12 protein-coding genes are annotated in these 12,992 nt (G+C 66.9%); 7 read left to right on the top strand and 5 right to left on the bottom strand.

Features of this window, described 5'->3' with window-relative positions:
- Nucleotides 1-4 precede the first annotated feature (4 nt).
- From OCGS_RS02755 to OCGS_RS02745, 3 genes are read left to right on the top strand one after another with little or no spacing between them, the layout of a single operon-like run.
- On the top strand, nt 5-319 hold the full coding sequence (locus OCGS_RS02755; protein ID WP_007425703.1) for a hypothetical protein: 315 nt from the start codon (nt 5-7) through the stop codon (nt 317-319).
- Entirely contained in the window at nt 316-1,401 is a 1,086-nt protein-coding gene (locus OCGS_RS02750) for a TFIIB-type zinc ribbon-containing protein (RefSeq protein ID WP_007425702.1), read from the top strand. The genes OCGS_RS02755 and OCGS_RS02750 overlap by 4 nt, the downstream gene beginning before the upstream one ends.
- Nucleotides 1,402-1,410: 9 nt before the next feature.
- Nucleotides 1,411-2,328 (top strand): carbohydrate kinase family protein, encoded by a 918-nt coding sequence (locus OCGS_RS02745; protein ID WP_007425701.1) that lies wholly within the window; start codon nt 1,411-1,413, stop codon nt 2,326-2,328.
- Nucleotides 2,329-2,350: 22 nt separating this feature from the next.
- On the opposite strand, the gene msrB is transcribed toward OCGS_RS02745, so the two are convergent.
- On the bottom strand, nt 2,351-2,815 hold the full coding sequence (msrB, locus tag OCGS_RS02740) for a peptide-methionine (R)-S-oxide reductase MsrB (RefSeq protein ID WP_007425700.1): 465 nt from the start codon (nt 2,813-2,815) through the stop codon (nt 2,351-2,353).
- 194 nt (nt 2,816-3,009) lie between these two features.
- Here msrB and cobS point away from each other — a divergent pair, with 194 nt between their 5' ends.
- Nucleotides 3,010-3,996, top strand: coding sequence for a cobaltochelatase subunit CobS (gene cobS, locus OCGS_RS02735; RefSeq protein WP_007425699.1), 987 nt, complete (start codon nt 3,010-3,012; stop codon nt 3,994-3,996).
- 54 nt (nt 3,997-4,050) lie between these two features.
- Here the strand turns inward: cobS and OCGS_RS14975 are convergent, their stop codons facing one another.
- The gene (locus OCGS_RS14975; protein WP_156800942.1) at nt 4,051-4,941 is read right to left on the bottom strand and encodes a hypothetical protein; all 891 of its coding nucleotides are present in this window, start codon (nt 4,939-4,941) and stop codon (nt 4,051-4,053) included.
- Nucleotides 4,942-5,085: 144 nt separating this feature from the next.
- On the opposite strand from OCGS_RS14975, the gene cobT reads away from it, so the two are divergent.
- The 3 genes from cobT to OCGS_RS02710 are packed head-to-tail and all read left to right on the top strand — an operon-like array spanning nt 5,086 to nt 9,189.
- Entirely contained in the window at nt 5,086-6,957 is a 1,872-nt protein-coding gene (gene cobT / locus OCGS_RS02720; RefSeq protein ID WP_007425696.1) for a cobaltochelatase subunit CobT, read from the top strand.
- Between the two features lie 18 nt (nt 6,958-6,975).
- A complete protein-coding gene (locus OCGS_RS02715) occupies nt 6,976-8,787 on the top strand; it encodes an aminopeptidase P family protein (RefSeq protein WP_007425695.1) in 1,812 nt (603 codons plus the stop codon).
- 57 nt (nt 8,788-8,844) lie between these two features.
- Nucleotides 8,845-9,189 carry a DUF427 domain-containing protein gene (locus OCGS_RS02710; RefSeq protein ID WP_007425694.1) on the top strand — a complete coding sequence of 115 codons (345 nt, stop codon included), beginning with the start codon at nt 8,845-8,847 and terminating at the stop codon, nt 9,187-9,189.
- A 3-nt stretch (nt 9,190-9,192) separates the two neighbouring features.
- Here the strand turns inward: OCGS_RS02710 and OCGS_RS02705 are convergent, their stop codons facing one another.
- From OCGS_RS02705 to OCGS_RS02695, 3 genes are all read right to left on the bottom strand, one after another.
- Complete coding sequence (locus OCGS_RS02705; protein ID WP_007425693.1) at nt 9,193-10,878, bottom strand: chloride channel protein; 1,686 nt, start codon at nt 10,876-10,878, stop codon at nt 9,193-9,195.
- A gap of 104 nt (nt 10,879-10,982) precedes the next feature.
- Nucleotides 10,983-11,660, bottom strand: coding sequence for an ABC transporter ATP-binding protein (locus OCGS_RS02700; RefSeq protein ID WP_007425692.1), 678 nt, complete (start codon nt 11,658-11,660; stop codon nt 10,983-10,985).
- Nucleotides 11,653-12,981, bottom strand: coding sequence for a lipoprotein-releasing ABC transporter permease subunit (locus OCGS_RS02695; RefSeq protein ID WP_052026110.1), 1,329 nt, complete (start codon nt 12,979-12,981; stop codon nt 11,653-11,655). Before OCGS_RS02695 ends, OCGS_RS02700 begins: the two co-directional genes overlap by 8 nt.
- Between the last annotated feature and the right edge of the window lie 11 nt (nt 12,982-12,992).

Genomic DNA, 12,992 nt, shown 5'->3' with positions numbered 1-12,992 from the left:
CACCATGCTGGGCGATCTCTTCGATCCGGGTCCGGCGGCCTACGGGCTGCGCGGCGACATGCATCTTTGGACCGATCTGGCGCGCAGGTTCGCGGACGTCCCGATCCCCCCGGATGCCGCCAGCCTGCGCCAAGCCTTGCGCGCGGGGTTCGAGGATTTGACTGGGCACGCCTGGAACGGCGACGGGCCGATCGTGGTCGCGGCCTATGTGCCGTTCGGCGGCATGTCGGCGGGGCATATCGACCGCCGTTTCTGGCACGGCCGCGCGATGGAGTTGCTGGAAGACCGTCGCGTCGCCCGGATGCGGAACAAGGGATGACAGGGGCCGACCGGCGCTTTCCCTGCGATGCCTGCGGGTCCGAGATGCGGTTCGATCCCGCAAGCGGCGACATGGTGTGCGACCATTGCGGCAAACATACCGCCATCGCCACACCGCCGGCCCCTGCCGCCATCCGCGAGCTCGATTTTCAGGCGGCGCTGTTATCTGCCCTGCCCCTGGCCGAGACCGAGGCGGTCCGCATCAGTCACTGTCCCAATTGCGGCGCCGATCTGCGTCTGACCGAAGCGGTCCATGCCGGAAATTGTCCTTTCTGCGCCACGCCGTTCGTCGCAGGCACGGGCGAGTTGCGGCAGATCAAGCCGCGCGGCCTGCTGCCCTTCGCGCTGGACGAGGCCGCGGCGCGCCGGGCCATGACCGACTGGCTGGGCCGGTTGTGGTTCGCGCCGGGCGGGTTGCAGGCTTATGCGCGCAAGGGACGGCGCATGCAGGGCGTCTATGTGCCCTACTGGACCTTCGACGCGGCGACCCGATCGTCCTATCGCGGCCAGCGTGGCACGATCTATTACGTCACCCAGCGCGTCATCCGCGACGGCAAGGCGACGAACGTGCAGGTCGCCAAGGTCCGCTGGACGCCGGTGGCGGGCCGGGTCGCGCGGTTTTTCGACGATGTGCTGGTGCTTGCCGCCAATACCCTGCCCAAGGGCCTGACCGACGGGCTGGAGCCCTGGGATCTGTCCGACCTGCGCCCCTATGCGCCCGAATGGCTGTCGGGGTTCGGCGCCGAGGGATATCAGGTGGACCTGCGCGACGGATTTGCCGAGGCGCGTCGACGGATGGACGCCCAGATCGCCCGCGACGTGCGCTTCGATATCGGCGGCGATCAGCAACGCATAACGTCCATCGACACCGACATCCGCGACGTGACCTTCAAGCACATCCTGCTGCCGGTCTGGGTCGCCGCTTACAAGTATCGCGGGCAAAGCTTCCGTTTCGTCGTCAACGGCCAGACCGGGCGCGTCCAGGGCGAGCGTCCCTATTCCACGTGGAAAATCGCGCTGGCGGTCGTTGCGGGGCTGATCCTCGCGGCGATTGTCGGCTATGTCTATGCCATGAACGGTTAGGGGACCGAGATGATCCTGTGCTGCGGCGAAGCGCTGATCGACATGCTGCCCCGGCGGGCCGAGGGTGGCGGCGATGCCTTCGCGCCCCATCCGGGCGGATCCGTTTTCAACACGGCAATCGCGCTGGCACGGCTGGGGGCACGGACCGGGTTCTTTTCCGGCCTGTCCACCGATCTGTTCGGGCGCATGCTGACCGACGCGCTGGCGCGGGACGGCATCGACACGACGCGCGCCGCTTTGTCCGACCGGCCCACCACCCTCGCCTTCGTCACGCTGCGCGAGGGCCACGCAGCCTATCTCTTCTATGACGAGAATACCGCCGGCCGGATGCTGGACAGTGGCGACCTGCCGGATCTCTCGGGGGTAAGGGCCGCGTTTTTTGGCGGCATCTCGCTGGCGGTCGAACCCTGCGCCACGGCTTACGCGACGCTTTGCGACCGCCTAGACGGTGTGCCGGTAATGCTGGATCCGAACATCCGCCCCGGTTTCATCCGCGACGAAGCCGCCTATCGCGCCCGGCTGGACCGCATGTTGCGCCAGGCCGCCATCGTCAAGCTGAGCGACGAGGATCTGCATTGGCTGGAAGGCGCGGGCGATCAGGACGTGCTGGCGCGCAAATTGCTTGATCGCGGGCCTCGGCTGGTCTGCATCACCCAAGGTGCGAAGGGTGCAATTGGTTATTTCGGGCGGGACAGCGTCTTCATGCCCTCGCGCCGTGCCACGGTGGTGGATACGGTCGGCGCGGGCGACACGTTCAACGCCGGGATACTGGCCGCACTGGATGGTGGCGGACGGCTGACGGATGGCGGGCTGACGGACCTTGACCGTGACACGGTTGCCGCGGCGCTCGACCTTGGGGTGCGCGCAGCAGCAGTGACAGTCGCGCGCGCCGGAGCGAACCCGCCCCGACGAAACGAGCTTGCATAACCCGCAATACGCTGGCGATACGTCAGGCTGCCACCGGCGTGAAGGTCAGACTGACACCATTGATGCAATGCCGCTTGCCCGTAGGGGCCGGGCCGTCGTCGAAGACATGCCCCAGATGCGACCCGCATCGCGCACAGTGGACTTCGGTTCGCGTCATGAACAGGCCACGGTCCGGCTTGGTCCCGACGGCACCGGGCAGCGCGGCGGTGAACGAGGGCCAACCCGTCCCGCTGTCGAACTTCGCCTCGGACGAATAGAGCGGGCGGTCGCAACCTTTGCAGTTGAACACCCCGGCTTCCTTCACATCGTTCAGCGGCGACGTAAAAGCGCGCTCCGTTCCCATCTCGCGCATAACCTTGTATTCCAGGTCGGACAGCATCGCGCGCCACTCGGCCTGGGTCCGCGTCACCTCGAAGGCGTCGGCGCGCAAGATGGTCGGCAGCGCGGCGGTCGACAGGGCCGCGGCAAGGAAGGTGCGTCGTTTCATGGCAAGCCTTTCATGTCTGATGCCTCATTATAGCAGCACTAGCCGCCCAACGCAGTCCGCTCGCACAGACGTGAAGGTTGAGAGGCAGGGGTTGCCACGTCCTCTGGCCCTTTAACTTGCAGACCCCGGCGATATGTTGCACCACGCGCAGCGGGGCCGCGACCCGGCTGCTTTTCGCGCGACGGAGGGATTTCATGGCCGACGGCACAATCGACATCGACGCCAAACCGACAAGGGAGATCGCCGTCCGCGATGTCTTCGGCATCGACACCGATATGAAGGTCAGCGGCTTTTCCAGGCGCACCGACCGCGTGCCCGAAATCGACACGACCTATCGCTTCGACCGCGACACGACGATGGCGATTCTCGCCGGGTTTCAGTATAATCGCCGCGTGATGATCCAGGGTTATCACGGCACCGGCAAGTCGACCCACATCGAACAGGTGGCCGCGCGATTGAACTGGCCATGCGTGCGCGTGAACCTGGACAGCCATATCAGCCGGATCGACCTGATCGGCAAGGACGCGATCAAGCTGAAGAACGGCGTTCAGGTGACGGAATTCCAGGAAGGCATTCTGCCTTGGGCACTGCGCAACCCGACCGCCATCGTTTTCGACGAATACGATGCGGGCCGGGCGGACGTGATGTTCGTCATCCAGCGCGTGCTGGAGGTGGACGGCAAGCTGACGCTGCTGGACCAGAACGAGGTGATCCATCCCAATCCTTATTTCCGGCTGTTCGCCACGTCGAACACCGTCGGTCTGGGCGATACGACCGGCCTTTATCACGGCACGCAGCAGATCAATCAGGGGCAGATGGATCGGTGGAGCCTTGTGGCCACGCTGAATTATCTGCCTCACGACGCCGAGGCCGAGATCGTGCTGGCCAAGGTACCGGGTTACGACACCGACAAGGGTCGGCGGATCGTCGGACAGATGGTGACGGTCGCCGACCTGACGCGCACGGCCTTCATGAACGGCGACCTTTCGACCGTCATGTCGCCGCGCACGGTCATTTCCTGGGCGCAGAACGCCAACATCTTCGGCGATGTCGGCTATGCGTTCCGCCTGACGTTCCTCAACAAATGCGACGAGTTGGAGCGCGAGACGGTGGCCGAATTCTATCAGCGCTGTTTCGACGAGGAATTGCCGGAAAGCGCCGCCAGCCTCAGCCTGGGGTAGGCAAATGAAATTAGGGCGGCCCGCTTGAGCCGCCCTTTTTCAAATCTCGCAACGTCAGTTCGACTGGTTCTGCTGGTCGCGCATCAGCCGGTCGATGAAGGCCTGCGGGTCGACGCCTTCCGGCAACACAATGATGGACCCACCGGGGCGCGCCGCCACTTCGCCGCTGATGGGCGGATTGCCCTGTTGCATCTGGCCCTGCTGCTGTCCTTGCATCATCTGGCCGTGCTGCTGGGGCTGCTGCATCTGATCGCGCAACTGCTGGCGCATGTTGTTGCGTTGACCACGATCGCCGCGCATCTGACGCTCCTGATCCTGCTGCATCTGCTGTTGCATCATGGAACGGCGCGCATCCGCGACACCCCGGAGATAACCTTGGCGGAAGGCACGTTCATAGACGTCCTGCCCGAACCGCTCCAACTCCATCTCGAAGGCCATCGCCTGTTGCTGGCGGGCCCTTTGCTGATCACGGGTCATATCCTGACCGGGATCGGAATAGCCCTGCATGGTGTCATTCGACATCGTGTCGTTCTGCATGGCGTCCGATGCCATGCCGGTTGCTGCCGTATCGCTGCGGCCCGTGTTCTGGCTGTCGGCGGTGCCATTCCCCGAGGGTGCCCCGCCGGAAGTCGATGACGAGCCGCCGGCAGTTGCCGAAGACGGGCTGCCGGACCCGCCCGTTCCCGTGCCGCCATCCGAAGAAGCCGCGTCGGTCTGCGAGGATCCGCCGCTGTCGGAAGCCGATCCGCCGACGGTCGTGGTGGCGCCGGTTGTCGTGCTGCCGGTCGGGGCGCTGTCGGTCGTCGTACTGCTGCCGCTGGTGGCGCTGGAACCGCCGCTATCGCTTCCGTCGGACGTGGTCTGCGCCGCGGCGGGCAAAGCCAGCGCAAGCGCCAGAATGGAGGCCGCAAGGGTTGCGGGGGCCTTGATGTTGAACGATGTCATGGTTTCATCCTCCCTCAGAGTTGAAAGTCACATGTCAATGCAATGGGGGGCGGGTTTTGTTCCCCGCACAGCCGTCCGATGCCGGACCCTCGACGCGGGTTCGCCGCTGTGATTGACAGATCGCGAGTGCAGACAGGATCGACCATGGCCAGCCAGCCCGACAATCCAGCCGACCCGTTCAAGAAGGCCCTAGCCGAAGCGACGCGCGTTCTGGCGAACGATCCCGACCTCGGCGTCACCTATTCCGTCGATCCGCCGGGACTGTCGAACGACAACCTGCGCCTGCCGCAGATCAGCCGACGCGTCACGCGGGACGAGGTGCTGCTGGCGCGCGGGACGGCGGACGGTTTCGCGCTGCGCAGACGCTATCACGATGACGCGACCAACACGCGATACGCGCCGCAGGGGCAGATGGCGCGCGACCTTTACGACGCGATGGAAACGGCCCGGTGCGAGGCGATGGGCGCGCGCACCATGCCGGGCACCGCGGGCAACATCGACGCCCGGATCGGCGCCGACGCGGCGCGCAAGGGCTATGCGCAGATCACCGACCGGGCGGATGCGCCCCTGTCGGTCGCCGCCGGCTACATGATCCGCCAGCTCGCCACCGGGCGGCCGCTGCCCGAGGGGGCCGACAACGTGATGCGCCTGTGGCGCGAGGTGTTTGAGGGACAGGCCGGACAGACGCTGTCCAACCTAGGCGAAAGCCTGGACGATCAAGCCGCGTTCGCCCGCATCGCGCGTCAGGTGATCGACGATCTGGGTTACGGCGACCAGCTTGGCGACGACCCCGATGCCGCGGATCCCGACGACGAGGACCAGGCACAGCCGGACGATGCCGAGGACGAGACCGACCAGGGCGGCGATCAGGACGAGGGCGAGGAAGCCGAGACGACACCCCAGAGCAGCCAGGACCAGACGCAGGACGCCGCGCAGGCCGAAGTTTCGATGGACGACATGGCCGAAGGCGAGTCGGGCGAGGAAACCGAACTGCCCGAAGGGGATGCGCCGCTGCAACCCCCGCCGCCCGCGCCCGTCAGCGAGGCCGATCCGGGATACGAGGTCTTCACCCAGGACTTTGACGAGGAAATCCGCGCCGAGGATCTGGCCGAGCCTGCCGAACTGGACCGGCTGCGCGCCTATCTGGACCAGCAACTCGATCCGCTGAAAGGCGCGGTCGGGCGTCTGGCCAACAAGTTGCAACGCCGCCTTCAGGCCAAGCAGAACCGAAGCTGGGAATTCGATCGCGAAGAAGGCATCCTCGATGCCGGGCGTCTCGCGCGCGTCGTCGTGTCGCCCACCACACCGCTGTCCTTCAAGGTCGAGAAGGATACCGAGTTTCGCGATACCTGCGTCACGCTGCTGCTGGACAATTCCGGCTCCATGCGGGGTCGGCCGATCAGCATCGCGGCAATCTGCGCGGACATTCTGGCGCGCACTCTGGAACGCTGTCAGGTCAAGACCGAGATTCTGGGCTTCACCACCCGCGCGTGGAAGGGCGGCCAGTCGCGCGAACGCTGGCTGGCCGAGGGGCGTCCGGCCCAGCCCGGCCGCCTGAACGATCTGCGGCACATCGTGTACAAATCCGCCGACGCGCCGTGGCGGCGGGCGCGGCCCAATCTGGGCCTGATGATGAAGGAAGGGCTGCTGAAGGAGAATATCGACGGCGAGGCGCTGGAATGGGCGCATCGGCGGATGCTGTCGCGCCCCGAATCGCGTCGGATCCTGATGGTGATCTCGGACGGGGCGCCGGTGGACGACAGCACGCTGTCGGTCAATCCCGCCAACTATCTGGAAAAGCACCTGCGCGACGTCATCGCCATGGTCCAGCGCCGCCGCGCCGTCGAACTGATCGCCATCGGCATCGGCCACGACGTGACACGCTATTACGACCGGGCGGTCACGATCACGGATGTCGAGCAACTGGCAGGCGCCATGACCGAGCAACTGGCCGGGCTTTTCGACAGCGATCCGCGCAAGCGCGCCCGCGTCGTCGGCATGCGCCGCGTCCGCTGAAAGATCGAGGTCATCGCCATGTTCCAGTCCTTCGACACCCCCACGCGCCCCGAACAGGGGCCGCCGCGTCTGGCCCTGTTGCGTGACCGTCTGGCCCAGGACGGTCTGGATGCGTTTCTGGTGCCGCGTGCCGACGCGCATCAGGGCGAATATGTGGCGCCGGCCGATGCGCGACTTGAATGGCTGACGGGGTTCACCGGGTCGGCGGGTATGGCCGTCGTCACCCGCGATGCCACCGCCCTGTTCGTCGACGGTCGCTACCGCATTCAGGGACGCGCCCAGGTCGCGGACGAAATCGCGATCCGAAACCTGCCGGGTGACCGGCCCGAGGAATGGCTCGCGCACGAATTGCAGGCCGGCGGCCGCGTCGGGTTCGATCCCTGGCTGCATACCGCGGCCGAGATCCGGCGGTTCAACAAGGCGCTGGAGGCGCGGGACATCGCGCTTCTGCCGGTAGACAATCCGCTGGATGCCGTGTGGACGGACCGCCCGCCGCCGCCAAGCGGCAAGGCCGAATTCTATCCCGACAGGCTGGCGGGGGCGACGGCGGCGGCCAAGCGCCAGCGCATCGCCGGTATCCTGCGCGATGCCGGTCACGCATGGGCCGTCCTGACCCTGCCCGACAGCATCTGCTGGTTGCTCAACATCCGCGGCCACGACATCCCCCGCATTCCCGTCGTCCAGTCCTTCGCGCTGATCGAGGCGGATACGGCGCGTGTGCGGTTGTTCGTCGATCCGGCAAAGGTCGCGCAGCTGACGCTGGACGGGGTCGATTGCCTGCCGGCGGATGGCCTGCTGGCGGCGCTCGCCACGCTTTCGGGGCCGGTCCACGTCGATCCGGCGACCGCCCCGTTCGTCGTCCTCGACACGCTGAACGCATATGGCGTTGCGGTGGCCGAGGGGGACGATCCCTGCATTCTGCCCAAGGCCGTCAAGACCAATGCCGAACTGGCCGCCACCCGCACTGCGCATCTGCGCGACGGCGCGGCGCTGTGCGGCTTTCTCTGCTGGCTTCATGCGCGCACGGCCGAGGTGGCGCAGGGTCGCGCCCGCCTGACCGAGATCGACGTGGTGACGAAGCTGGAGGAGTTTCGCAGACAGACGGGCGCCTTGCGCGACATCAGTTTCGATACCATCGCCGGATCCGGGCCGAACGGCGCCATCGTGCATTACCGCGTCACCCGCGACAGCGATCGTGCGCTGCAACCGGGCGATCTGCTGCTGGTGGACAGCGGCGGGCAGTATCTGGACGGCACCACGGACATCACCCGGACGATCGCTGTCGGCGACCCCGATGCCGACCAGATCGCTGCCTATACCCGCGTTCTGCAAGGCCTGATCGCCGTCAGCCGCGCGCGGTTTCCAAAAGGTCTGGCCGGACGCGATCTGGACGCCCTGGCGCGCGCGCCCCTGTGGATGGCCGGTCAGGATTACGACCACGGTACCGGCCATGGCGTCGGCGTCTATCTCTCCGTTCACGAAGGCCCCCAGCGCCTCAGCCGCATTGGCGAGACGACGCTCCGGCCCGGCATGATCCTGTCGAACGAGCCCGGCTATTACCGCGACGGCGAATGGGGCATCCGCATCGAGAACCTCGTCGCCGTGCAGCAAGCGCCGGACCTGTCCGGCGCCGATGCCGGACGCGCGATGCTGGCCTTCGAGACGCTGACCTGGGTGCCGCTCGACCGCAGATTGATAAACGCATCGGCGCTGTCGGCGGATGAAACAGCGTGGATCGACGGCTATCATGTCGAAATCGCTGAAAAGATGCGTGCGTTGGTGCCCGCCGAGGTTGTGGAGTGGCTGGCCGGGGCGACGGCACCTCTCTGACTGGCGCCTTGCAGCGTCGCCCCGTTCGGCTAGGCTGCCACGAAACAGGAGAGAGCGATGGCGAAGGATTATATCCGGGTCGAGAAGTCGGGCGGGAAGTGGGTCGTGCGGGCCGGCGGTGCCGTGATCGGCGAATCTTCGGCTGTCTTGCTGCTGCACGAGGGCAATCTGCCGGTCGTCGCCTATTTCCCGCGCGACGACATCGCCATGGCCTTCCTGGACCGCAGCGACAGCACCACTCATTGCCCCCACAAGGGGGACGCCAGCTATTATTCCATCGAGACCAAAAGCGTGACCATAGACGACGCGGCCTGGAGCTATGAGGATCCAATCCCGGCGGCGGCGGCGATCAAGGGATATCTGGCCTTCGTCGAGGACGAGGTGACGGTCGAGGAGATCTGATCGTCACGAATGTTCTTCGGCCGCCGTCGCGGCCAACGCGCGGTTATAGGCGCGCAGGGCATCCACGTGAAACAAGGCGCCCAGGATCTCGGGCGCCTCGCCCCGGCCGCCCAGGCGCACGACGGGGATGAACGTGCGCCCGGTTTCGTCGAAGATCGGCAGCGCCGTCGCAAGCGTCGCGTTGCCATCGACCGATATGCCTTCCTCGATGGCTTCCCACAACGCGTCCGGCGGGGCTGCACGGGCATGGTCCGAGGTGCGCATCACGTTGGCGACGCGGAACATGGACAGAAGATAGGCCTGCGGTCCCTTCGACAGCGTGATCTTGCGCCGTTCCAACTGGCTGAGGAAAAAGCTGCGGTCGACCAGCCGAGACGCCAGCGCGGTGGACATGCTGACCGCCACCATGACCGCCAGCCCGGTCTGCCAGTCGCCCGTCAACTCGAACACGATCAGCGTCGTGGAGATCGGAGCGCCCAGGACGGCCCCGGCGACCGCACCCATCCCGGCCAGCGCATAAAGCGTTCCCGACCCCGATATGTCGGGAAAGATGCCGGTCGCGATCGCCCCGAAGGCAAGACCCGTCAGCGCGCCCACCATCAGCGACGGCGAAAAGACCCCGCCGCCCATCCGTCCGCCCATGGTGATCGCCACCGCCGCCGTCTTGACGACGCAGAAGACAATCGCCTGATACCACAGAAGCTGCCCGGTCAACGCGCGCGACGTCGTCTCGTAGCCCACGCCGATGACATGGGGGAACCAGATCGCGATCAGCCCCAGCAGCGCGCCGGCGATGGCGGGCCGCAGCCAGCGGGGAATGCCCAGCCGCCTTTGCCAGCGGGTGCCAAGATCGTCCGTCCAGAAGATCGCGCGCATGAAAACCACCGCGACCAGCCCGCAAAGCAGCCCCAGCAAGAGGAACGCCGGCAACTCGCCGTAAAATCCCATCGCCCCCTCGGTGGGCAGGCGGAACTCGGTCAGGCCCCCGAACTCGACGCGGTTGATGACGGTCCCGACGGCGCTGGCGATGACGATGGGTGCGAAGGATTTGACGGCGAAGTGCCTCAGCACCACCTCCATCGCGAACAGCGCGCCGGCGATGGGGGCGTTGAACGAAGCCGATACCGCCGCGGCGACGGCACAGCCCAGCAATTCGCGCGCGGTGATCCCGTCGGCGGAAATCATGCGGTTGACCCAGGTGCAGATCACCGCTGCCAGCAGCACGACCGGCCCCTCGCGCCCCGTCGATCCGCCGGCGGCCAGCGTGACAAGCGACGCGGCGGTCGATGCCATGCCTTCCTTCGTCTCGACCTGTCCTTCGTAAAGCGCCGATCCCTCGATCACATGGGCGACCGACCGCGCCTGCCCGTCCGGCGTGAAAAGGTGCAGGATCATCCCCACGACCAGCCCGCCGCCGATGGGGACCGCCAGAACCCAGAACCACGGCAATCCCGCCGCGAAGCTGTGGATGTGATCGACATCGTTCGTGCCGTAAAGGATCGCCTGAAGCGCGTTGATCGCCTTGCGAAAGAACAGCGCGGCGAAGCCTGCCGCGATGCCGACGGCAAGCGCGATGAACCAGAACTGGATCTGCCCCGGCCCGCGATGCCTGAGCACATCCCATGCCCCGCGCGAGGATCGCGCCGCCCGGTCGAGCCAGCCCAGACGGGGGGATGCGGCCTTGGTCATGCTCCACTCCGGCGGGCGGCAGGACGCGGCGGCCGCGCCCGCCCTGCCCGGCCCCTTCCGCTGCATAGGACATCGCGCGCCGTGCCGGAACCCCGGCGGCACCCTCAGGTCAGGCGGCCGGCCGCCATGCGCACGGTGCGGTCCATCCGCGCGGCAAGATCGAGGTTGTGGGTCGCGATCAGCGCGGCCAGTCCGGTGTCGCGCACCAGCGACAGCAGGGCGGCGAAGACGGTGTCGGACGTGCCGGGGTCGAGGTTGCCGGTCGGCTCGTCCGCCAGCAGCAGACGCGGGGCATTGGCCAGCGCCCGGCAGACCGCCACGCGCTGCTGTTCGCCCCCCGAAAGCGCGCCCGGACGATGCCCCGCCCTTCGGTCGAGTCCGACGCTGTCCAGCAGCATCCGCGCACGGTCGAGGGCTTTGGCCTGCGGCACACCGGCGGCAAGCTGCGGCAGCACGATATTCTCGGCCGCGGTGAATTCGGGCAGAAGGTGGTGGAGCTGATAGACAAAGCCGATATCCGCCCGCCGCGCCTGCGTGCGGCGACGATCCGACAGGCGCGTCATGTCCTGCCCCGCCAGCAGCACCCGCCCCGCATCGGCCGTGTCGAGAAGCCCGGCGATGTGCAGCAGCGTCGATTTGCCCGCGCCGGAGGGCGCGACGAGCGCCACAAGCTCGCCCGCCGCGACGGTGAGCGAGGCGCCGCGAAGCACCGTCACCTCGGACGGCGCGCCGGGATTGTAGCGCTTTTCGATCCCGTCCAGCGTCAGCACCGCGTCACTCATAGCGCAAAGCCTCCACCGGGTTCATGCGCGCGGCGCGGCGGGCGGGAAAGATGGTGACGACGAAGGACAGACCCAGCGACAGCGCGACCGCAGACAGCACGTCGCCCGCTTCCAGCCGGGCGGGCAGGAAGCTGATGCCGCGTATCGACGGATCCCACACGTCGCCGCCCGCCAGCCCGTCCACGATGGCGAAGATGGGGTCGATCCAGATCGCAAAGGCGCAGCCCAGCGCCACGCCCATCGCCGTGCCGACAACGCCCGTCAGCGACCCGCAGATGAAGAAGACGCGCAGGATCGACCCTTCTGTCAGGCCAATGGTGCGCAGGATGCCGATGTCGCGGCCCTTGTTCTTGACCAGCATGATCAGGCCCGACACGATGTTCATGGCCGCGATCAGCACCAGCACCGACAGGATAACGAACATCACGTTGTCCTCCATGTCGAGCGCGCGCAGGAAGCTGCCGCTGGCATCCTTCCACGTCCAGACCAGCGCCATGTCGCCCGCGGCCTGGGCGATCGGCAGGGCCATGGACTCGGCGTCGTCGGGATCGGCGACCATCACCTCGATTTCGTCGGCGGCGCCTTCGCGGTTGAAATAGACCTGTGCCTCGTCGAAGGGCATATAGACGCGGGTGCGGTCGATGTCCCAGCGCCCGGCGGTGAAGATATAGACGATGGGATAGTTCGACACGCGCGGACTGGTGCCGAAAGCCGTGCGCGCCCCGTCCGGGGAAATCAGCTTGAGCGTATCGCCAAGCCCCACATTCAGTTCGCGCGCGATGCCGGACCCGATGGCGATGCCCGGAATGTCGCCCGTGCCGAAATCGGCCAATGTGCCTTCGGCTTCCTGCGGGTCGGCGATGCGGGGAATGGCGGCCAGATCGTCGGGGGCGATGCCATAAACCTCGACCCCCGCATTGGCGCCGCGATGGGTGGCCATGACCTGTCCCTTGACCAGCGGGGCGGCGTGGACGACGCCCGGCACCGCGCGCACGCGGTCGGTCATGGCGACGTGATCCTCGATCACGCGGCTGGTGCCGCCGCCCGGCGTCGCATGCGGCACGGCATAGACCGTCAGATGCGCGTTGGTCCCCAGGATGGTATCGACGAATTCCTCGCGGAACCCGGACCGCACGGCCAGCGTCGCGATCAACGCGAAGACCGCCAGGGTAATGCCGATCAGGCTGATCCAGGTCATCACGCTGACGCCGCCCTCGGCGCGCCGGGCGCGCAGATAGCGCCAGGCGATCAGCCATTCGAAGCGCGAGAACGGGGCGGGACCGGACAAGGCGAACCTCCTGCCTAGGGACCGGGGAGCCATGGGGGATGCGC

Origin of the sequence: Oceaniovalibus guishaninsula JLT2003 (genome assembly GCF_000299575.1) — a bacterium.
Taxonomy (GTDB): Bacteria; Pseudomonadota; Alphaproteobacteria; order Rhodobacterales; family Rhodobacteraceae; genus Palleronia; species Palleronia guishaninsula.
The sequence above is the reverse complement of the archived record's forward strand: the minus strand, read 5'-3'. Positions and strand labels throughout refer to the sequence as shown.